The organism is Brevundimonas sp. (genome assembly GCF_036405315.1).
GTDB lineage: Bacteria > Pseudomonadota > Alphaproteobacteria > Caulobacterales > Caulobacteraceae > Brevundimonas.
In genome coordinates this window covers 1-21,940 of record NZ_DASWXW010000142.1, presented here as the reverse complement: position 1 = coordinate 21,940, position 21,940 = coordinate 1, and the positions used below count along the sequence as shown (strand labels likewise).

General features: G+C 69.1%; 17 protein-coding genes. 14 read left to right on the top strand and 3 right to left on the bottom strand.

What is annotated here, in order from left to right:
- Positions 1 to 176 precede the first annotated feature (176 nt).
- Entirely contained in the window at positions 177 to 791 is a 615-nt protein-coding gene (gene rdgB / locus VGE49_RS08595) for an RdgB/HAM1 family non-canonical purine NTP pyrophosphatase (RefSeq protein ID WP_331034144.1), read from the top strand.
- Positions 784 to 1,938 carry a radical SAM family heme chaperone HemW gene (hemW, locus tag VGE49_RS08590; RefSeq protein ID WP_331034143.1) on the top strand — a complete coding sequence of 385 codons (1,155 nt, stop codon included), beginning with the start codon at positions 784 to 786 and terminating at the stop codon, positions 1,936 to 1,938. The genes rdgB and hemW overlap by 8 nt, the downstream gene beginning before the upstream one ends.
- 1 nt (position 1,939) lies before the next feature.
- On the opposite strand, the gene VGE49_RS08585 is transcribed toward hemW, so the two are convergent.
- Positions 1,940 to 2,074, bottom strand: coding sequence for a hypothetical protein (locus VGE49_RS08585; protein WP_331034142.1), 135 nt, complete (start codon positions 2,072 to 2,074; stop codon positions 1,940 to 1,942).
- Between the two features lie 120 nt (positions 2,075 to 2,194).
- On the opposite strand from VGE49_RS08585, the gene rsmI reads away from it, so the two are divergent.
- From rsmI to VGE49_RS08550, 7 genes are all read left to right on the top strand, one after another.
- Positions 2,195 to 3,073 carry a 16S rRNA (cytidine(1402)-2'-O)-methyltransferase gene (rsmI, locus tag VGE49_RS08580; RefSeq protein ID WP_331034141.1) on the top strand — a complete coding sequence of 293 codons (879 nt, stop codon included), beginning with the start codon at positions 2,195 to 2,197 and terminating at the stop codon, positions 3,071 to 3,073.
- The gene (locus tag VGE49_RS08575) at positions 3,070 to 3,498 is read left to right on the top strand and encodes a YraN family protein (RefSeq protein WP_331034140.1); all 429 of its coding nucleotides are present in this window, start codon (positions 3,070 to 3,072) and stop codon (positions 3,496 to 3,498) included. The genes rsmI and VGE49_RS08575 overlap by 4 nt, the downstream gene beginning before the upstream one ends.
- Positions 3,495 to 4,307, top strand: coding sequence for a SirB1 family protein (locus tag VGE49_RS08570; protein ID WP_331034139.1), 813 nt, complete (start codon positions 3,495 to 3,497; stop codon positions 4,305 to 4,307). Before VGE49_RS08575 ends, VGE49_RS08570 begins: the two co-directional genes overlap by 4 nt.
- Before the next feature lie 157 nt (positions 4,308 to 4,464).
- Positions 4,465 to 5,415: a glutathione synthase gene (gene gshB / locus VGE49_RS08565; protein WP_331034138.1), complete on the top strand. Its 951-nt coding sequence runs from the start codon at positions 4,465 to 4,467 to the stop codon at positions 5,413 to 5,415.
- A 76-nt stretch (positions 5,416 to 5,491) separates the two neighbouring features.
- Positions 5,492 to 7,078, top strand: a complete 1,587-nt coding sequence (locus VGE49_RS08560; RefSeq protein ID WP_331034137.1) for a YifB family Mg chelatase-like AAA ATPase — start codon at positions 5,492 to 5,494, stop codon at positions 7,076 to 7,078.
- 55 nt (positions 7,079 to 7,133) lie between these two features.
- Positions 7,134 to 8,666 (top strand): response regulator, encoded by a 1,533-nt coding sequence (locus VGE49_RS08555; protein ID WP_331034136.1) that lies wholly within the window; start codon positions 7,134 to 7,136, stop codon positions 8,664 to 8,666.
- A gap of 44 nt (positions 8,667 to 8,710) precedes the next feature.
- On the top strand, positions 8,711 to 10,396 hold the full coding sequence (locus VGE49_RS08550) for an AmpG family muropeptide MFS transporter (protein ID WP_331034135.1): 1,686 nt from the start codon (positions 8,711 to 8,713) through the stop codon (positions 10,394 to 10,396).
- A 55-nt stretch (positions 10,397 to 10,451) separates the two neighbouring features.
- On the opposite strand, the gene VGE49_RS08545 is transcribed toward VGE49_RS08550, so the two are convergent.
- Both VGE49_RS08545 and dapF read right to left on the bottom strand, forming a co-directional pair.
- On the bottom strand, positions 10,452 to 12,731 hold the full coding sequence (locus VGE49_RS08545; RefSeq protein ID WP_331034134.1) for an NADP-dependent malic enzyme: 2,280 nt from the start codon (positions 12,729 to 12,731) through the stop codon (positions 10,452 to 10,454).
- 99 nt (positions 12,732 to 12,830) lie between these two features.
- Positions 12,831 to 13,676: a diaminopimelate epimerase gene (dapF, locus tag VGE49_RS08540; RefSeq protein ID WP_331034133.1), complete on the bottom strand. Its 846-nt coding sequence runs from the start codon at positions 13,674 to 13,676 to the stop codon at positions 12,831 to 12,833.
- A 49-nt stretch (positions 13,677 to 13,725) separates the two neighbouring features.
- Here dapF and VGE49_RS08535 point away from each other — a divergent pair, with 49 nt between their 5' ends.
- The 5 genes from VGE49_RS08535 to VGE49_RS08515 all read left to right on the top strand — a co-directional run.
- Complete coding sequence (locus tag VGE49_RS08535; RefSeq protein ID WP_331034132.1) at positions 13,726 to 14,529, top strand: potassium channel family protein; 804 nt, start codon at positions 13,726 to 13,728, stop codon at positions 14,527 to 14,529.
- Positions 14,530 to 14,633: 104 nt separating this feature from the next.
- Positions 14,634 to 16,823 carry a prolyl oligopeptidase family serine peptidase gene (locus tag VGE49_RS08530; RefSeq protein ID WP_331034131.1) on the top strand — a complete coding sequence of 730 codons (2,190 nt, stop codon included), beginning with the start codon at positions 14,634 to 14,636 and terminating at the stop codon, positions 16,821 to 16,823.
- 143 nt (positions 16,824 to 16,966) lie between these two features.
- Complete coding sequence (locus VGE49_RS08525; RefSeq protein ID WP_331034130.1) at positions 16,967 to 19,171, top strand: prolyl oligopeptidase family serine peptidase; 2,205 nt, start codon at positions 16,967 to 16,969, stop codon at positions 19,169 to 19,171.
- A gap of 131 nt (positions 19,172 to 19,302) precedes the next feature.
- Complete coding sequence (locus VGE49_RS08520; protein ID WP_331034129.1) at positions 19,303 to 20,058, top strand: DUF1223 domain-containing protein; 756 nt, start codon at positions 19,303 to 19,305, stop codon at positions 20,056 to 20,058.
- A 73-nt stretch (positions 20,059 to 20,131) separates the two neighbouring features.
- Positions 20,132 to 21,940, top strand: a 1,809-nt coding sequence (locus VGE49_RS08515; RefSeq protein ID WP_331034128.1) for a potassium transporter Kup, incomplete at its 3' end; no start/stop codon positions are given.

Here is a 21,940-nt window from a genome sequence, read left to right as displayed (position 1 = left end):
TTTCGTGCGTTTCTGTGGCGTCGCTGGGTGAACGTTGCGTCTTGTTCGCTTCGTTTGAACGGTGCGACCCCCGTTCTTGAGATTGAAGATGCGCCATGCCCTCTCGAAAATCACGTTACATATCGTTTAACGATGTTAAACTTCCGCAATGCATCGGACGGGACTAAGGTGGCCTGATGAATCTCAAGCTGATCAAGGGGATGCGGCTGGTGGCCGCGACCCACAATCCGGGCAAGGCGCGCGAGATCGAAGCCTTGCTGGACGGAAATTACAGGATCGTCACGGCCGGCAGTCTCAACCTGCCCGAACCGGACGAGACCGAGAGCACTTTCGTCGGCAACGCCATGCTGAAGGCCCGCCACGCGGCCGAGGCCTCGGGCGAGGTGGCCCTGGCCGACGATTCCGGCCTGTCGGTCGCGGCGCTCGACGGGGCGCCGGGCGTCTTCTCGGCGCGCTGGGCCGGACCGGGCAAGGACTTCGCCCTGGCCATGAAGAAGGTCGAGGAGCGGCTGGAAGAGGTCGGCGTCTCGGGATCTTTGGGGGACCACCGCGCCTGGTTCACGTCTGCGCTTGCGGTGGCCTGGCCCGACGGCCCCTGCGTGGTGGTCGAGGGGCGCATCGACGGCGACCTGGTCTTCCCGCCGCGCGGCGACCGGGGTTTCGGCTATGACCCCATCTTCCGGCCGGAAGGCTCGGATCTGACCTTCGGCGAGATGGACCCGGTGGAGAAGGACGCCATCAGCCACCGCGCCCGGGCCTTCGCCCGGCTCAAGGCGGCGCTGATTGACTGACGCGCTGTCAGGGGCGCTGGCTCTATATATCCACTGGCCCTACTGCGCCCGGATCTGCCCCTATTGCGACTTCAACGTCGTGCGCGACCGGGGCCGGGTCGAGGAACAGGCGGGTCTGGTCGAAGCCATCCTGGCCGACATGGAGGCGCAGAGCCGCCTGGTCGGCCCGCGCCGTCTGGCCTCGATCTTCTTCGGCGGCGGCACGCCGTCCCTGATGCCGCCCGAGGCCGTGGCGGCGGTGATCGCGCGGGCCAAGGCCCTGTTTCCTCCGGTGGGAGACATAGAGATCACGCTGGAGGCCAACCCCACCGACGCCGAGGCGGGCCGCTACGCCGAACTGGCCGCCGCCGGGATCAACCGCCTGTCTATGGGGGTGCAGTCGTTTGACGACGCCGCGCTGAAATTTCTCGGCCGCGATCATTCTGCCGCGGAGGCCCGGCGGGCGGTCGAGACGGCGGGACGCGCCTTCCCGCGCCTGTCCATCGATCTGATCTACGCCCGGCCGGGGCAGTCGGTGGCCGACTGGACGGCGGAGCTGACCACGGCGCTCGACCTGGGGTTCGAGCACGTCTCGCCCTATCAGTTGACCATCGAGCCGACGACGGCCTTTGGCCGGGCCTTCGCGCGCGGGGCCCTGACTCCGCCCGACGAGGATCTGGCCGCCGAACTCTATGAGGCCACCCAGACCGTGCTCGAGGCCGCCGGGTTCGAGGCCTATGAGGTGTCCAACCACGCCCGCGACGCGGCGGCTCGGTCCAGCCATAACCTGCATGTCTGGCGCGGCGGCGACTACCTGGGCCTCGGCCCCGGCGCCCACGGGCGGTTGACCCTGGCGGGCGGCCGCACCGCCACCGTCGCCCACCGCCGCATCGCCGACTATGCGGCGGGCGTCGCCGCCGGGACGCCCTGGACCGAGCAAGAGACGCTGGACCCGCTGGGCGCCGCCGAGGAGCGGGTGCTGCTGGGGCTGCGAACCGTGGAGGGGGTGTCTCTGACCACCCTGCAGACCCTGGGCCTGTCGGATCAGGCGGGGCCTCTGGCCGACCTGCTGGCCGACGGTTTCCTGACCCTGCATCAGGGTCGGGTCGCAGCGACGGCGTCCGGACGTCCGGTGCTGGACGCCGTTCTGCGGACGCTTCTGACCTAGATCAGATCGCCGCGACCGCTTCCACGGCGTGCAGGGAGGTGTAGCCGCGCCGGCTCAGCTCCGTGATGACCTTGGCCCAGTGGGCGGCGCCGCCCCAGAAGCCGTGGACGAGGACGATGGCGGTGGACTTGGACATGGGGCGGGTTTCCTAAGCTTGGCGGTCTCTGCGTCGCTTGGACACATGAGCCCCCCAATCTGAACCGGGTTTCCGGAACTGGCGGGTTTCATGACGGGGTGACGCCCACTAGGATGGGGCATGTCTTCAGACGCCTCCCTATTCCCGCCGACCGCCCCGCCCGCGCGCTCCGTCGCGCCGGGCCTCTATCTGGTGGCCACGCCCATCGGCAATCTGCGGGACATGACCCTGAGGGCGCTGGACGTTCTGGCCGCCGCCGACCTGGTCCTGGCCGAGGACACCCGCGTCACGGCCAAGCTGCTGACCGCCTATGGCCTGCGCGCCAAGCTGGAACGCTGCGACGACCACGCCTCGGCGCGGGCCGCCGAGATCGCGGTCGAGCGTCTGAAGGCCGGCGAGGTGGTGGCCCTGGTCTCGGACGCCGGCACGCCCCTGGTGTCCGACCCCGGCTATGTCGTGGCCCGCGCCGCCATCAATGAGGGCCTGCCGGTCCATCCCATTCCTGGCGCCTCCAGCCTGCTGGCCGCCCTCTGCCTGGCGGGGCAGCCCGCCGACCGGGTGATGTTCGCCGGCTTCCTTCCGCCGAAGTCGGGGGCGCGAAAGACCATGCTGGAGGAACTGCGCACCGGGCGTCAGACCCTGGTCTTCTTCGAGAGCGGTCCGCGCCTGAAGGACAGCCTGACCGACATGGCCGAGGTCCTCGGCGACCGTCCCGCCGCCGTCACCCGCGAGCTGACCAAGCTCTATGAAGAAGCCGTGCGCGGGACCCTGTCCGAACTGGCGGCCGACCCCCGCTGCGACGCGCCCAAGGGCGAGATCGTCGTCGTCGTCGGTCCCGGCGAGGCCGAGGTCGCCAGCGCCGCCGACGCCGACGCGGCCCTGGCCGAGGCCCTGACCCGTCTGCCGCCGGGCGAGGCCGCCGCCGAGGTGTCCAAGGCGCTGAACCTGCCGCGCAAGCCGCTCTACAAGCGGGCGCTGGAACTGCAGGGCCGGGGGTGAAGCCCCGTCTGCGGCCGCCGCCGTCGCCGCGTCAGCCCAAAGCGGGCTGGCGTCAGGCGCTGGGCGGACGCTCGCATCGCGAGGGCCACGGGGCCGAATGGACCGCCGCCGTCTGGCTGATGCTCAAGGGCTATCAGATCCTGGCCTTCCGCCTGAAGGGGCGCGGCGGCGAGATCGACATCCTGGCTCGGCGCGGCCGCACCCTGGCGGTGGTCGAGGTCAAGCGACGCCGCACGATCGAGGCCGCCCTCCTGGCCCTGGGGCCGGAACAACACGGGCGTCTGGCCGCCGCCGGCGCGGCCGTGGCCCGCAGCCGACCCTCGCTGCAGGGGCTGACGCTGAGGATTGATATGGTGGCGCTGGCACCCGGACGCTTTCCGCGTCATCTTCGCGGGGTGACGACCACAGGAACGGACATCGCGTGACCCGCGAGGACGCCGAGATCATTCTGACCCAGGCGGGAGCCGCCGACAACGACGGCTTTCCGCTGCTCGAATGCGCCATCGCCTGCGCCATTCACGACTATCCATTCCGTGATCCTGAGCCGGCCCGCCTGCTGGCCGATCAGGCCGCCCAGAGGGTCAAGGAGCGCGCGGCGAACGAAGGCCCCGACGACGCCCTGGCCGAGACCATGGCCTCGGACCTGCGGCTGAACGGCGACCTGCTGAACTACGACCATCCCGGCAACACCGACGTCATCGACGTCGCCGAGCGGCGGCGCGGCCTGTCGGCGGCCCTGGTGGTCTTCTACCTCGACGCGGCGCGCCGGGCGGGGCTGAAGGCGGCGGCGGTGGACTTCCCCGGCCATATCCTGCTGCGGGTCGAGACGCCCGAGGGGCCGGTGGCGCTGGACCCCTTCAGCCAGGGCCGGCTGGTCCTGCCCAGCGAGCTGACGCGCCGCGCCCTGCTGGCCGGGTTGACCCCGCACGTGGCCGATCGGCTGGACCTGCTGATGGCCCCCGTCAGCGATCGTCAGGCCCTGATCCGTCTGCAGAACGTCCTGTTCACTCGCGCCCTGATGGTCGAGGACTATCAGGGGGCCGAGCGTTCGGCCCTGCGCCGCGCCCTGCTGGACCCCGAGGATCACCGCCCCTGGCTGGACGTCGCCGCCGCCCGCGAGAAGCAGGGCGCCCTGACCGGGGCTCTGGAGGCCCTGTCGCGCGCCCGCGCCCTCGACGGCCCCGCCGACGCCCATCGCGCCCGCATGGACCGGGTGCGGATGCGCCTGAACTGAAGCCTTGCGGTGCGCATCCGGCGCCATCAAGTAGGAGCCAGCGCGCTTCGGCGCTCAAGCCGCGAGCGTCCGCGACTCGAGCATAGCGCACTAAAACTAGCTCAAGCAGCGAGCGCCCGCGGGCGCGAGCGATAGCGCCCCTTACCAAGGACTACCCATGCTGAAAGTCGCCATCCAGATGGATCCGCTCGAGGCGGTGAACGTCGAGTCCGACACCACCTTCCTGATGGCCCTGTCGGGTCAGGCGCGCGGCCACAAGCTGTGGATCTACGACTTCCGCACCCTGGCGCTGGACGAGGGCCGCCTGTTCTGCCGCGCCCGCCCGGTGACGGTGAACACGGTCCAGGGCGATCACGCCGACTTCGGCCCCGAGGTGGTCCTTGATCTGGCCGAGGACGTGGACGTCATCCTGATGCGTCAGGACCCGCCTTTCGACATGGCCTATGTCACCGCCACCTATCTGCTGGAGCGCGTGCATCCGAAGACCCTGGTGGTCAACAATCCGGCCGAGGTCCGCTCGGCGCCCGAGAAACTGATCGCCACCCTCTTCCCCGGCCTGCAGCCGCCGACCCTGGTGTCCTCCGACCCGGTCGCCCTGGTCGACTTCCACCGCCGTCACGGCGATGTGGTGCTCAAGCCCCTGCACGGCGCCGCCGGCTCGGGCGTGGTGCGGCTGAAGGCCGACGACCCCAATCTGGAAGCCCTGATCGAGATCCACGCCGCCGGATCGCGCGACCCTTTGGTGATCCAGAAATTCATCCCCGCCGTGTCCAAGGGCGACAAGCGCATCATCCTGATCGACGGCGAGGCGGTCGGCGCCATCAACCGCATCCCGGCCAAGGATCAGGTGCGCTCCAACCTGCGCGTCGGCGGCACGGCGGCGCCGGTCGAACTGACGCCGCGCGATCTGGAAATCTGCGCCGTGATCGGCCCCTATCTGAAGGAGCGCGGCCTGATCTTCGTCGGCATCGACGTGATCGGCGACTACCTGACCGAGATCAACGTCACCTCGCCCACCGGCGCCCAGCAACTGCTGAAGTTCTCGGGCGTCGATGCGACGGCCCTGATGTGGGACGTGATCGAGAAGAAGAAGGCCGAGGCCGCATAAGGCGTATCGCATAACGACGCTCTTGCAGTTGCCCTGAGTTCGTGATTTGTTCTTCTCGCGGTGCGGGAGAGAAGTCATGGTCGCGCGGGTGGTGACGGTCGCTTTCGACGGGGTCGAGGCTCGCCGGGTCGATGTCGAGGTGCAGCAGGTGGCGACGCCCGCCGGGGCCTTCGCCATTGTCGGTCTGCCGGACAAGGCGGTGGCCGAGAGCCGCGAACGGGTGCGCGGGGCCTTCGCCGGCATCGGTCTGGCCCTGCCGCCCAAGAAGGTCATCGCCAATCTGGCGCCCGCCGACCTGCCCAAGGAGGGCAGCCATTTCGACCTGCCCATCGCCCTGGCCCTGCTGGCCTCCATGGGGGTGGTCGCGCCCGACGCCCTCGACGGCTGGGCGGCGGTCGGGGAGCTAGGGCTGGACGGTCAGATCGCGGCGGTGGGCGGAACCCTGCCTGCGGCGATGGCGGCGGGCGCCATGGGCCTGGGCCTCATCTGTCCTGAGGCCAACGGACCCGAAGCCGCCTGGGCCGGCGAGACCGCCATCCTGGCGCCCCGCTCCCTGATCGGCCTGATCAATCATTTCCGCGGCACGCAGATCCTGCGCGCGCCCGAGCCCGGTCCCGTGACGGCGGGCGGCGCCGCGCCCGACCTGCGCGAGGTCAAGGGTCAGGAGAGCGCCAAGCGGGCGCTGGAGATCGCCGCGGCGGGCGGCCACAACCTGCTCTTCGTCGGCCCGCCCGGTTCCGGCAAGTCGATGATGGCCCAGCGTCTGCCCGGCCTGCTGCCGCCGCTGACGCCGCAGGAACTGCTGGAGACCTCCATGGTCTGGTCGGTGGCGGGCCTGATCGACCGCGGCGCCCTGACCCGCGACCGGCCCTTCCGCGCGCCGCACCATTCGGCCTCCATGGCCGCCCTGACCGGCGGGGGTCTGCGGGCCAAGCCGGGCGAGGCGTCGCTGGCCCATAACGGCGTGCTCTTCCTCGACGAACTGCCGGAATATTCGGCCCAGGCGCTCGACAGCCTGCGACAGCCGCTGGAGACGGGCGAGATCGTGGTGGCGCGCGCCAACGCCCATGTCCGCTATCCCGCGCGCTTCCAGCTGGTGGCGGCGATGAACCCCTGCCGCTGCGGTCTGGGCGGGGCCGGACGCGGCGCCTGCGGCAAGGCCCCGCGCTGCCAGAAGGACTATCAGAACCGCATCTCCGGCCCGATGTTCGACCGCATCGACCTGACGGTGGAAACCCCGCCCGTCACCGCCGCGGACATGGCCCTGCCCGCCCCCGCCGAGGGCACGGCCGAGGCCGCCGCCCGGGTGGCGACCGCCCGCGCCCAGCAGGAGGAGCGGGTGCGCGCGGCGGGCTTCGACCCGGTGAAGGCGCGCGAACAGGCGATCAACGCCCGCGCCTCGGGCGAGACCCTGGACCGCTTCGCCGCGCCCGACGACGCGGGCCGCGCCCTCTTGATGCGGGCGGGCGAGGCGGGGGGGCTGACCGCGCGCGGCTGGACCCGGACCCTGCGGCTGGCGCGCACCATCGCCGACCTCGACGGCGCGACCGGGGTGCTGCGCCGCCACGTGGCCGAGGCCCTGATGTATCGCCGCACCACGGTCGGGGCCCAGGGCGATTTCGACCGCCAGACCGCGCATCGCAGCGAAACGCCCGCCTTCTGAAAGGCTGAAATCGTCGTTCGGCCACGCTTAACCCTTGGGCGCTAGGGTCCCGCTCATGGGACAGGCACGCAGAACGCAAGCACCGACCGAGATCACGCCCGTCGCGCCTTCCGCGGCGCCGGAACAGCAATTCCTGCGGCTGATGAGCCATGAGATGCGCACGCCCCTGAACGGGGTGATCGGCATGCTGGGCCTGTTGTCGCGGACCAAGCTGGATGGGGCCCAGCGCGCTTATGCCGAGGCGGCGCAGAAGTCGGCCGAACACCTGCTGGGCCTGGTCAACGACCTCTTGGACTTCGCCCGGCTGGAAGCCGGCGCTTTGGAGTTCGACGCCGCTCCGGTCGATCTGGAAGGCCTGGCGCGCGGCGTGGCCGAACTGCTCAGCCCCAAGGCCCACGACAAGGGACTGGAGATCGTCTGGTCCGTCGCGGCCGACGCGCCCGACGTCATCGCCGACGAGGGGCGGCTGCGCCAGGTCCTGTTCAACCTGGCGGGCAACGCCGTGAAATTCACCGACCGGGGCGGGGTTCGCCTGACGGTCGAGCGCGCCGGCGGAACCGCCGCGCGTCCGCGCCTGGCCTTCGTCGTCGACGACACCGGCCCGGGCGTCCCTGAAGAGGCGCGCGGCCGCATCTTCGATGAGTTCGGCCACGCCGACGCCTCGGACGCCGCCCGCTTCGACGGCGCCGGTCTGGGGCTGGCGGTGGTGCGCCGCCTGGCCCAGGCCATGGGCGGCACGGTCGCCGTGAGCGATAGGCCTGATGGCCCGGGCGCCCGCTTCCGCTTCGAAGCCCCCTTCCCCGTCGCCGACGCCGCGCCGCGCGCCCGTCCCTTGGACGGCGTGGCCGTGGCGGTGCGGACCCCCGATCCCTTCGTGCGCCAGGCGGCGACGGCCCAGATCGAGGCCTCGGGCGGCCGCGTCGCACGTCAGGCGGGCGTGACCCTGATCGATCACGCCATGGCCGAGGACGGCGTGCTGGCGGTCAAGCCGGCCCAGGGCGAGGCCATCGTCCTGTTGAAGCCCAGCGAGCGGGATCTGATCGACCGTTATCGCGCGGCGGGCTTTCACGGCTATCTGATCAAGCCGCTGCGCCGGGCCTCGCTGGCCGAAAGGGTGCTGGCCGCCGCAGGCCGCAGGAAGGGGCTGAGCGCAACGGTCGGGCGCGGTCAGGATGACGACCGCGTCGTTCCGGTCGCTTTCAAGGGCCTGCGGGTGCTGCTGGTCGAGGACAATCCGGTCGGCGCCCTGCTGGCCCGCACCCTGCTGCGCCGTGAGGGCTGCGTGGTCCAGACCGCCGCCGACGGGCATGAGGCCCTGCAGACGCTGAAGGACGCCCGCTTCGATCTGATCTTCATGGACATGCGGATGCCGCGTCTGGACGGGCCGGGCGCCGCGCGCGCCTTGCGAGCGCGGGGCGAACACACGCCCATCGTCGCCCTGACGGCCAACGCCTTCGCAGAGGACCGCATCGCCTGTCTGGAGGCCGGGATGAACGATCATCTGACCAAGCCGCTGGAGGCCGACGCCCTGCGCGCCGCCCTCGCGCGCTGGACGAATGCCGGCAACCGCGCCAAGGTCGGGGCCTAGTAGCCACGACCGCCCGTTTCCGGCGGCGCCCGCCGGAGACCTGCATGATCGACACGAAGACGCCCGCTTCCGAGGTCGCGGCCCTGCAGCCGTCGCCGAAAGGCCTGGGCGTGCTGAAGGCGGCCTTCCGCGAGCGGCGCACCCTGGCCATGCTGCTGCTGGGCTTCTCCGCCGGCCTGCCCTTCGCCATGCTGTTCGGCACGCTGAACGCCTGGCTGTCGGACGCGGGCGTCTCGGTCGCGACCATCGGCGTCCTGTCCTGGGTCGGTCTGTTCGGGGCGTTCAAGTTCCTCTGGTCGCCCTCGGTCGGCCTGACGCCGCCGATCATCGGCAAGATGGGGCGGCGCCGGTCGTGGCTGATCCTGTGCCAGGTCGTCCTGGTCGGGGCGTTGCTGACCATCGCCCTGTCGCATCCCGGCACCGGCGCCATCGCCCTGCTGGCCGGGGCGGCGGCGCTGGGCGCCTTCGCTTCGGCGACCCAGGACATCGTCATCGACACCTGGCGGATCGAGGTCGCCGACGAACGCGTGCCGGTCGATCTGCTGTCCACCGTCTATCAGCTGGGCTTCCGCACGGCGGCGCTGGTCGGCGGCGCGGGGGCTCTGGTGCTGGCGGATCATCTCGGCTGGTCCTCGACCTTCGTCATCGGCGCGGGCCTCATGGGGCTAGGCTTGCTCGGGACCCTGATCGCGCCGGAGCCGAAACCGGCGCCGAAGCAGGCCATCGCCCGCGAACGCATCGGCTCGCCGCGTCTGCGCATGACGGCGCTGGCGGTCACTCTGATCGCCTGGGGCTGGGCCGCCTTCATGCTGATCCGCTTCATGGTCACGGCGCTCAGCGTCACCCCGGCGCCGAGCGCGGGCGAATTCACCGCGACCTGGGGTCCGTGGATCGTCGGCGGCGCCGTCATCCTGCCCGCAGCTCTGGCCGGGTTGATCGTCTGGCGCGGCGGCAAGACCGGGCTGGCTCAGGTGGAGCGCGATGCGCCGCCGCTGTTGAACACCCTCTATGACGCCATCCTGGCGCCCCTGGTCGAGCTGATGGGGCGTCTGGGCTGGGGCGCCGTCATCGTCCTGGGCCTGATCCTGACCTATCGCATCACCGACGGGGTCTGGGGGCCGTTCGCCTTCCCCTTCTACATGGGTGATACGGGCGGCGCCCTGGGCCATACCAAGACCGAGATCGCCCTAGCCTCCAAGACCTTCGGGGTGGTCATGACCATCCTCGGCATTGGTTTGGGCGGGTGGGCCCTGCTGGTCGTCGGACGGATGGCCAGCCTTCTGCTGGGGGCTGTGCTGTCGGCGGCCACCAATCTGCTGATGATGGATCTCGCCATGGGCGCGCCGGTGATCCACCCCTTCATGACCGCGACGGGTCTCTACAAGCTGTTCGGCCTGCTGGGCGCGGGCGAGCCGCTGGCGCGACTGATGCTGGCCATCGCGGGCGAGAACATCGCCGGCGGCTTCGCGGGCGCGGCCTTCGTCGCCTATCTGTCGGCCCTGTCGAACAAGATGTTCGGGGCGGTTCAGTTCGCGGTCTTCACCTCCCTGGCCCTGCTGATCGGGACGCTGGGACGCGGGGCGCTCGGCGAACTGATCGAGCGTCAGGGCTATGCCGCCATGTTCGTGGTCGCCGCCTGGCTGGGCGTCATCGCCGTCATCTTCTGCGCGGCGGAGTGGGTGCGGCTGACGGCCGAGCGTCGCCGTCTGCACCTGAAAGCCCAGGGCTGAAACGCAAAGAGGCGGCCCGAAGGCCGCCTCTCGACGTATTTGCGGACGTGAACCGTCAGTCCTCGACCGAGGCGCCCTCGGCGTAGGCGGCGAAGGTGGCGGCGGTGATGATCTCGTTGACCGAGGCGCCCAGGGGCACGATCTGCACCGACTTTTCCAGACCGACCAGCAGGGGGCCGATCACGGTCGCGCCGCCCAGCGACTGCACCAGGCGGGTCGAGATGGCCGCCGAATGGATGGCCGGCATGACCAGGACGTTGGCGTCGCCGGTCAGGCGCATGAAGGGATAGTTGGCCCGCGCCTCGGGGTTCAGGGCCAGCTCGGGCGGCATTTCGCCTTCGTACTCGAAGTCGACGTCCATGCTGTCCAGGATGCGGATGGCCTCGCGGACCTTCTCGCCGCGATCGCCGGGGGGATCGCCGAAGGTCGAGTAGGACAGGAAGGCGACGCGCGGCTTGCGGCCCAGCTTCTTGACCGTGGCCGCGGCCTTGATGGCGATCTCGGCCAGTTCGGCGGCGTTGGGCAGTTCGTGGATCGAGGTGTCGGCTACGAACAGGGTGCGGCCCTTGGCCAGCAGGATCGACAGGCCGATCATGCGGTCCGTGACGTCGAGGACGCGGCGGACCTCCTTCAGGGCCATGTTGAAGTTGCGGGTCACGCCGGTGACCATGCAGTCGGCCTGACCGCGCGCGATCATGGTGGCGCCGAAGTAGTTGCGGTCCTGATTGATCATGCGCTGCACGTCGCGACGCAGATAGCCGCGACGGTTCAGGCGTTCATACAGCCAGTCGGTGTACTCGACATTGTGGCCCGAGGTGCGGGCGTTGACGATCTCGATGCCCAGCTCGTCGAAGTTCAGGCCGGCCTCGGCGGCGTTCTGACGGATCAGATCCTCGCGGCCGACCAGGATGGGCGTGCCCAGCTCGGCCTGCTTGAAGGCCCAGGCGGCGCGGATGACGGACTGCTCCTCGCCTTCGGCGAAGACCACGCGCTGCTTCGGTCCCGAGCGCACGGCCGAGGAGATCTTCTGCATCAGGGCGGCGGACGGATCGACCCGCTGCTTCAGCGAGATGCGATAGGCGTCCATGTCGGCGATCGGCTTGCGCGCGACGCCCGTCTCCATCGCCGTCTGGGCGATGAAGGGCGGGATGTACCAGATCAGACGCGGGTCGAACGGGGTCGGGATGATGTATTCCGGGCCGAACTTGAGCTTGCGGCCGCGATAGGCGGCGGCGACCTCGTCCGGCACGTCCTCGCGGGCCAGGGCCGCCAGGGCGTGGGCGCAGGCGATCTTCATCTCGTGATTGATCTGGCGCGCGCGCACGTCCAGGGCGCCCCGGAACAGATAGGGGAAGGCCAGGACGTTGTTGACCTGGTTCACATAGTCGGAGCGGCCGGTGGCGATGATGGCGTCCGAGCGCACCGACTTGACGTCTTCGGGGGTGATCTCGGGGTCCGGGTTGGCCATGGCGAAGATGATCGGATTGGGCGCCATGGAGGCGACCATCTCCTTGGAGATCGCGCCCTTGGCGCTGAGGCCGAGCACGACGTCGGCGCCGACCATGGCTTCGGCCAGGGTGCGCAACGGGGTGTCGGTGGCGTGCGCCGCCTGCCATTGCGAAACGTTGTCGCGGCCCTTGTAGATCACGCCCTGGCGGTCGCAGATGACGGTGTTCTCGGCCTTGACCCCGGCGGCCTTCATCAGAGCGATGGACGACAGGCCCGCGGCCCCGGCGCCCGACAGGACGACCTTCAGGTCTTCCAGCTTCTTGCCGACGATATGGGCCGCATTGATCAGGCCGGCGGTCGAGATGATGGCCGTGCCGTGCTGGTCGTCATGGAAGACGGGGATGTCCAGCAGGTCCTGAAGCTGGGCTTCGATCTCGAAGCATTCCGGGGACTTGATGTCCTCCAGATTGATGCCGCCCCAGGTGTCGCCGATGTTCTTGACCACGGTGACGAACTCGTCCGGGTCGGTGGTCTTCACCTCGACGTCGAAGCTGTCGACGTCGGCGAAGCGTTTGAACAGGACCGACTTGCCCTCCATCACCGGCTTGGAGGCCATGTGCCCGAGGTTGCCCAGGCCGAGGATGGCGGTGCCGTTGGAGATGACGGCCACCAGGTTGCCCTTGGCCGTATAGTCGTAGGCCTTGTCCACGTCCTCGGCGATGGCCAGGACCGGCACGGCCACGCCCGGCGAATAGGCCAGCGACAGATCGCGCTGGGTCGCCATCGGCTTGGTGGGGGCCATGGAGATCTTGCCCGGCGTCGGCGCGCTGTGGAACTCCAGGGCGTCGTCATCGGAGAAGGTCTGTTTATCGGTCAATTCGGGCATTTCGATCTCGGGAAGGGCAGGCGCATCCTGTTCCTAGATCGTGGGACCGATGGGGACAACCGCTGACGCTACGTCAGCCGGCCGATCGGGGCAGATTGCTCAGGCCTGTGGCAAGAACCCCGTGCGCTCGATCTCGACCGGGCCGGTCATGAAGACGTGGCCGGACGCCTCGTCCCACTCGATGACCAGTTCGCCGCCGTCGACGACCACGGTCGCCTTGCGATCGGTCAGGCCGCGACGGGCCGTGGCCACCAGGGCGGCGCAGGCGCCGGTGCCGCAGGCCAGGGTCAGGCCCGCCCCGCGCTCCCACACCCGCAGCCGGATATGGTCGCGGTCGATGATATTGGCGAAGCCGACGTTGACCGCCTCGGGGAAGAGGGGGTGATGCTCGACCAGCGACCCCGAGCCGCGCACGAAGGCGTCGTCCTGCTGGTCGGTGAAGAAGACCACATGGGGATTGCCCATCGAGACCGCGCCCGGCGTGTGCAGCACCGGGGCGTCGATCGGCCCGACCTGCAGCTCGATGCCGCGCGTGTCCATTTCCTCGGCCAGGGGCACCTGATCCCAGTTCAGACGCGGCGCGCCCATGTCCACCGTCACCTGATGGTCTCCGGCTCTGCGCGCCGTCGTCGGCCCGGCCAGGGTGTCGATGACCACCTCTTCCTTGTCGGTGGCTTCCAGCAGCAGCCAACCGACGCAGCGCAGGGCGTTGCCGCAGGTCTCGACCATCGAGCCGTCGGCGTTCCACACCCGCATGAAGGCGTCGGCGCTCTCGGACGGCTCGACCCCGATCAACTGATCGAAGCCGCCCAGGCCCGCCGCCGGGGCGGCCAGGGCGCGCACCTGTTCCTCGCTCGGATGGAAGCCCTCTTCGAAGGCCTGAACGACGATGAAGGCGTTTCCGGCGCCGTTCATGCGGATGTAGGGGCGGGCGGGCTGGGTCATGGTCGTCTTCATATAGGATTTTTCGACGGTTCATGTATCGCTGGCGGCGATGACGTCTGACCATAGCGACACCGGCCATCATCAGGGCCTGCGGCTGAAGGCGCGGCTGCGCTATCTCTATCACGGGACGCAGCCGGCGGCGGTCAAGTTCCGGCTGATGGTCATCGCCATCGACCTGATCATCATCGGCTTCTTCCTGGCCACGCCGATCCTGAAGGAGGCGGGTTGGGTCTTCTATGTCGCCGACTATGTCATCGCCGCCATCCTGGGGCTGGACCTGGCGGCGCGGGCCTACGCCTATTCCGACGTCAAGGACTGGCTGAAGCGGCCGATCGTCTGGATCGACCTGTTCGTGCTGGCGACCCTGCTCTTCCCCGTCTGGCTGGCCAACCTCGGCTTCCTGCGTCTGCTGCGGCTGTGGAGCCTGCTGAACAGCGATCTGTTCTGGCGCACCATCGGCCGGCGCTTCGACGATACGCGGGTCGAGGAGATCACCCGGGCTCTGGCGGCGCTGATCACCTTCGTCTTCGTCGTGACCGGCTTCGTCTACGCCTACTTCCGGGGGCGAGCCGAACACATCAACGGCTATCTGGACGCCCTCTATTTCACCGTCGCCACCCTGACGACGACGGGGTTCGGCGACATCACCTTGCCAGGCAACTGGGGGCGGGTCATCTCCATCGTCGTCATGTTGGTGGGCATCACCCTGTTCATCCGCCTGGCCCAGACCCTGATCCGGCCGCACAAGGTGAAATTCCCCTGCCCCGTCTGCGGCCTGCAGAAGCACGACCCCGACGCCGTCCACTGCAAGGCCTGCGGCCAGATCCTGTGCATCCCGGACGAGGGCGATTGAGGGCGCTGCGACGAAAGATGACAGGCTTGTAAGATTTCCGCCGCTTGCCGCCGTCTTCGCGTCTCGCCAAGGTGCCGTCGAAATTCTGTTGGGGACTGAAAACCATGATCCGCACCCTGGCGTCCGCCGCCGCCCTTCTTCTCGCCGCCGGAGCCGCTCCCGTCGCCATGGCCCATTCGTCCGACATGCCCGCCGCCGCCCCCGCCGCTGCTTCGTCCACGCCGGGCTTTGCGACCAGCGACGCGACCGACCCCTACATCTGGCTGGAAGAGGTCGAGGGCGAGCGCGCCATGGACTGGGTCAAGGCCCACAACCAGACCTCGCTGGGCGTTCTGCAGGGCGACCCGCGCTACGAGACCCTGCACCAGCAGGCGCTGGACATCGTCCAGTCGCGCGACCGCATTCCCTCGCCCGGCTTCACCCACGACGGCCACGTCGACAACTTCTGGCAGGATGCGACCCATGTGCGCGGAATCTGGCGCCGCACGACGCTGGATTCCTATCGCACCGACGCGCCGCAGTGGGAGACCATTCTCGACATCGACGCCCTGTCGGCCGCCGAGGGCGCCAACTGGGTCTACAAGGGCGCGACCTGCCTGCCGCCCGAGGAACGCTATTGCCTGCTGTCCCTGTCGAACGGCGGCAAGGACGCGGTGACGATCCGCGAGTTCGACAGCGTGACGAAAACCTTCGTCGAAGGCGGCGTCAACCTGCCGGAATCCAAGGGCGGCGCCGCCTGGATCGACAAGGACACCCTGCTGATCTCGCGCGATTTCGGCGAGAGTTCGCTGACGGACTCGGGCTATCCGCGCACCGTGCGCCTGCTGAAGCGCGGCCAGAGCGTCGATCAGGCGGTCGAGGTCTTCGCCGGCCAGAAGACCGACGTCTCGGTCTCGGGCTACACCCTGCGCGACGCCGACGGCGTGGTGCAGGCCGTGCTGCTGAACCGCGGGATCAACTTCTACGAGAGCGAGACCTGGCGTCTGAACGCCGACGGCACGACCACGAAGCTGGAACTGCCGCTCAAGTCCAACATCAACGCCCTGGTCGCCGGCCAGATGGTGGTGACGACGGATCAGGACTGGACCGCGCCCTCGGGTCAGGAATTCAAGACCGGCGACGTCATCGCCTGGAACCTTCAGGCCTGGCTGGCCGACCCGAAGACCCCGGCCCAACTGGTGATCCGTCCGGGCGAGCGCGAGGCGATCGAGGGCATCAGCGCCACGCGCAACACCCTGGTCGTGGCCCTTTATGAAAACGTGCGCGGCTCGGTCTATGTCTATCGTCCCAACCCGACCGGCGAGTGGGCGCGCACCCGTCTGGACCTGCCGCAGAACGTCACCGTCGGCGTCGGCTCGGCCTCGGAGCAGGACGACAAGGTCTTCGTCAGCGTCGCCGGCTACCTGAACCCGTCCAGCCTCTATCTGGCCGACGCGGCCACCGGCACGGTCGCCCTGACCAAGTCCCTGCCGGCCAAGTTCGACGCGACCGGCATGCGCGTGGACCAGTTCGAGGCCCGCAGCGCCGACGGCACCATGATCCCTTATTTCGTCGTCCATAAGGACGCCATGGCCATGGACGGGTCGAACCCGACGCTTCTGTATGGCTACGGCGGCTTCCAGTCGTCGCTGCTGCCCGGCTATTCGCCGACGGTCGGCAAGCTGTGGCTGGAGCGCGGCGGCGTCTATGTCATCGCCAACACCCGCGGCGGCGGCGAGTTCGGACCCAAGTGGCACCAGGCGGCCCAGCAGGAAAACCGCCAGCGCGCCCATGAGGACTTCCAGGCCGTGGCCCTGGACCTGATCGCACGCAACATCACCAGCCAGCCGCACCTGGGCGTCATGGGCGGCTCGCAGGGCGGCCTGTTCATGGGCGCCATGCTGACCCAGCGCCCGGACCTGATCAACGCGGCCGTCATCCAGGTGCCCCTGTTCGACATGCTGCGCTTCCACAAGCTGCTGGCCGGCGCCTCGTGGGTCGGCGAATACGGCAACCCGGACATCCCCGAACAGCGCGCCTGGATCGAGGCATACTCGCCCTATCAGAAGCTGGCGGCGGGTCAGCCCTATCCCGAGGTCTTCATCCACACCTCGACCAAGGACGACCGCGTCCACCCCGGCCACGCCCGCAAGGCGGCGGCCCGTCTGGAGGAGCTGGGCTATCCGGTCCTCTTCTATGAAAACACCGACGGCGGCCACGCGGCCGGCGCCAACCTGCGCGAAACGGCCCGCCGCATCGCGTTGGAATACACCTATCTGACGCGCCGCCTGATGGACCAACCGGCGCAGCAGTAACCCCTGCCCGCTCATCCCCGCGGAAGCGGGGACCCAGGTTTGAGCCGCGCGCTCAGACCTGGGACATGAGCGATGATTCTGACGGCGGCTGGTTCAGCCAAAGCCCTGGGTCCCCGCTTCCGCGGGGATGAGCGGAGAAAATCATGAAGTCCCTGTTCCTGTCCGCCGCCCTGCCGGTGCTGATCCTCGCCGCCGGTCCGGCCCTGGCCCTGGCGCCGGTCGATCCGGCCGCCGTCGCCGCGACCAATCCGCCGCCGCACTTCCCGCGCGACCTGACGCCGGAAGGGGTCAAGGCCGCCGACGATCATCTGGCGTTGGAAGCGGTGGACGGGGCCGAGGCCCGGGCCTTTGTCGCCGCCTCGAACGACAAGGCCTTGGCCGCCCTGACCAGCGACCGCCGCTACGAGCCCTTCCGCCAGCAGGCCGAGGCCATCCTGACGGCGACCGACCGCATCCCCGGCGTCAGCTTCCTGGGCGAGGGCCTGGGCAACTTCTGGCAGGACGCGGCCAATCCCAAGGGCGTCTGGCGTCGCACGACCCTGGCCTCCTATCGCACCGCCCAGCCCCAGTGGGAGACCCTGCTCGACATCGACGCCCTGGCGAAAGCGGAAGGCCGCGACTGGGTGTTCAAGGGCGCCGACTGCCTGGCGCCGGACGAGACTCGTTGCCTGATCAACCTGTCGGACGGCGGCAAGGACGCCGTGACGGTGCGCGAGTTCGATCTGACCACCAAGCGTTTCGTCGACGGCGGCTTCGTCATCCCCGAGGGCAAGCACCGCCTGACCTGGCTGGATCGCGACACCCTGCTGATCGCCACCGACTTCGGTGCCGGCACGATGACGGAGTCGGGCTATCCCTTCATCGTCAAATCCCTCAAGCGCGGCCATCCCCTGGCCCATGCGACCGAGGTCTATCGCGGCCAGCAGTCGGACGGCGGCTACGGCGTCTCGCCCATGGTCTTCCGCGACAAGGCCGGGGCCGTCGAGGCCGTGCTGTTCAGCCGTCCGCTGGACACCTTCCGCTCGGAGACGTGGCGGCTGGCTGACGGCAAGCCGGTCAAACTGAACCTGCCCGAACGGGTGGCGGTCGAGGGCGTCATGGGCGGACGCCTCGTTTTCTCGCCGGACCAGGATTGGACACTGCGCGGGGTGAACTACCCGGCGGGTTCGCTCGTGGCCCTGCCGTTCATGGCTTTGGAGGTGTCGGTCGACGAACTCGTCCTTGATCCGCACGGCCCGCCGCCCGTCATTTTTGCACCGGGACCGCGCCAGTCGCTGCAGAACGTGACGGTCTTCTCGGACAGCATCGTCGCCGTCATCGCCGACAATGTGGTGGGGAGCCTGACGCGCTTCACGCCACAGCGCGGTCGTGGATGGGCGGCCACGCCGATCACCGTTCCCGCCAACAGCGCCGTGGGCCTGGGCGACAGCTCCAAGGCCAAGGGCCAGGTCTTCGTTTCGACCCAGGGCTTCCTGACGCCGCCGACCCTCAGCCTGGCCGACGTCGCGACCGGCGCCTTGACCGAGCTGAAGTCGGCGCCGGCCAAGTTCGACGCCTCGACCCATGTGGTCGAACAGTTCGAGGCGATCTCGACCGACGGGACCAAGATTCCCTACTTCGTCACCCGGCCGAAAAACCTGGCGATGGACGGGACCGGCCCGACCATCCTGTTCGGCTACGGCGGCTTCCAGGCCAGCTTCCCGCCCGCCTACAAGCCCGAGATGGGCAAGCTCTGGCTCGAGAACGGCGGCGTCTTCGTCCAGGCCAACATTCGCGGCGGCGGCGAGTTCGGCCCCGGCTGGCACCAGGCGGCCCTGCGCGAGAACCGCCAGCGCGCCTTCGACGACTTCGCCGCCGTGGCCCGCGATCTGGAGCAGCGCAAGATCACCAGCCCGCGTCACCTGGGCATCTATGGCCGCTCCAACGGCGGGGTCCTGACGAGCGTGTCGATCACCCAGCACCCGGAGCTGTTCAACGCGGCGGTGATCGAAAGCCCCTTGATCGACATGCTGCGCTATCAGGACCTGCCCGCCGGGGCCTCGTGGATCGGCGAATACGGCGATCCGCGCATTCCGGGCGACGCCGAGTTCATCGCCCGCTACTCGGCCTATCAGCAGTTGCGCCCCGAGACGAAATATCCGCGCGTCTACATCACGACCAATACGCGCGACGACCGGGTCCATCCCGGCCACGCCCGCAAGTTCGCGGCGCGCCTGGGCGATCAGGGCCACGACCACCTCTATTACGAGGACACGGCCGGCGGTCACTCCAACGACGCCGATCCAGTCGCCAACGCCCGCCGCTGGGCCCGGCACTACGTCTATCTCAGCCAGCAGCTGATGGACTGAGGATATTGTCAGCGCGCTAACGCCCTTCGGGTTGCTTGGGCGCGGCCTGGGCCGCAGGGCGACAGGCCAAGGTTCCTGTCGCTCACGGTTTTATGAGCAGCGGGGATGGATCGAGCGGCTAGGATCGCCAGATGACAGCGCGAGCTTGGATCAAGATCGGACGGATGGCTGCGGCGATCATGGGCGCAGGCCTGTTGGTCGCGGGGGCCGCTCAGCCGCGTGAGCGCGACGCGCCCGTTCAGCCGGTGGTGGTCGAGCTGTTCACCGCCCAGGGCTGCGCCGGCTGTCCCGACGCCAACCGCATGCTGGAGGCGGTGGCGAACGAGCCGGGGGTGATCGCCCTGACCTATGGCGTCGGCTACTGGGATTATCTCGGTTGGCCGGACACCTTCGCCAGGCCCGAGTTCGCCGCCCGTCAGCAGGCCTATCGTCAGGCGATGCGCTTGCGGAACGTCTCGACGCCCCAGGTGGTGGTGGACGGCCGTCGGCAGTTGTCGGGCGCCCGCCCGCCCGAGCTTCAGGCCGCCATCAACGCCGAGGCCGCCGCCCGGCTATGGCCGCCGGAGATCGAGTTCCGCGAGACCGGCGACCGGGTGGGCGTCGGCTCGGGCCGGCCCCCGCGCGGCGGCGCCGAGGTGACGGCGGTGATCTATCGTCCCGGTCTTCAGACCGTCGAGGTGCGCCAGGGCGACAACCGCGGCCAGCAGGTGCGTCACGTCAACGTGGTGCGCGAAGTGCGTCGTCTCGGCGACTGGACCGGCCGGTCCGTCCTGTTCGCCCTGCCGACCGATTCCGCCTCTGAAGACAATGTCGTAATCCTGGTTCAGGCCAAGGCCGACCGCCGCATTCTGTCGGCCGCCCGACGAACGAATCCGAGGGCCGATTGAACCGCTGACGGAAAGCGGCTAAAGGCCCGCCGCTCTTGATGGGCGCGCTCTCCGCGCGACCCGGAGGATACGCATGGCCGGGGACACACCCCGCGGCGACGCCGAGGCGTCCGTCGCAAACGCTTCCGAAAAGCCGAACGCCCTGAATCCGTCGCCGCATGATCACGGCGGAGGTCACGGCAAGGCGACGCATCGCGCCCTGATTCTGGGCGCGATCGGCGTGGTCTTCGGCGACATCGGCACCAGTCCGATCTACGCCCTGCGCGAGGCCATCGGCCACGCCCAGAAGGGCGTCGGCGGCGAGTTGGCCATCATCGGCGTGGTCTCCCTGGCCTTCTGGGCCCTGATGGTCGTCGTGACGTTCAAATACGTCATGTTCCTGATGCGGGCCGACAACAAGGGCGAGGGCGGCACCCTGTCGCTGATGGCCCTGGCCCAGCACGCGGTCGGCCGGCGCAGCGCCTGGCTGTTCATTCTCGGCGTCTGCGGCGCGGCGCTCTTCTACAGCGACGGCGTCATCACTCCGGCCATCTCGGTCTTGTCGGCGGTCGAGGGGCTGAAGGACGCGCCCGGCCTGAACGGCGAGCTGGACCCCTTCATCCTGCCGATCTCGGCGGGCATTCTGATCGCCCTGTTCCTGGTTCAGTCGCGCGGCACCGCCGGCCTGGCCCGGTTCTTCGGTCCCATCACCGCCGTCTGGTTCCTCAGCCTGGGCGTGCTGGGCCTGACGCACATCTTCGACGACGTCTCGATCCTGCGCGCCCTGTCGCCGACCTACGGCGTCCAGCTGCTGCTCAAGGACGGCTTCCTCGGCTTCGTCATCCTCGGCAGCGTTTTCCTGGCCGTGACGGGGGCCGAGGCCCTCTATGCGGACATGGGTCACTTCGGCAAGGCGCCGATCCGCCAGGGCTGGCTCTATGTGGTCCTGCCCTGCCTGACGCTGAACTATCTGGGTCAGGGCGCCTTCCTGCTGGCCAACCCCGGCGCAGCCGACAACCCGTTCTGGAACATGGTGCCGCAGATGGTCTACTGGCCCATGCTGATCCTGGCCACGGCGGCCACGGTCATCGCCAGCCAGGCGGTCATCACCGGGGCCTTCTCGGTGACGCAGCAGGCGGTCCAGCTGGGCCTCCTGCCGCGCATCGACATCCGCAACACGTCGGAAACCCTGGCGGGCCAGATCTATGTCCCGGCGGTCAACAGCCTGCTGATGATCGGGGTCCTGTTCCTGCTGCTGACCTTCCAGTCGTCGCATAATCTGACGGCGGCCTATGGCGTGGCCGTGACCGGCACCATGCTGGTCAACACCCTGATGGCCTGGTCGGTAGTGACCAAGAAGTGGAAGTGGCCGATGTGGGCGGTGCTGGGCACTCTGGTTCCGTTCGGGATCATCGACGGCGTCTTCCTGACCTCCAACCTGCTCAAGATCCCGGACGGCGCCTGGATGCCGCTGGTGCTGGGCGGCGGTCTGGTGCTGATCATGTGGACCTGGGTGCGCGGCACCCAGATCCTGACCGAGAAGACCCGCAAGGACAGCCTGCCCCTGCATGACCTGATCGAGATGCTGAAGGCGCGTCCGCCGCACCGGGCGCCGGGCACGGCCATCTTCCTGACCTCGGACCCCGAGGTCGCGCCGGTCGCCCTGATGCACAACCTCAAGCACAACAAGGTGCTGCACGAGAAGAACGTCATCCTGACGGTCCACACCGCCGACCGACCCCGCGTCGCTGACAGCCAGCGCGTGACGATGGAGCCGATCAGCGACGACTTCAAACGGCTGACCATCACCTACGGCTTCATGGAGACGCCGAACGTGCCGCGCGCCCTGGGCCTGTGCCGCAAGCAGGGTCTGAAGTTCGACATCATGTCGACCAGCTTCTTC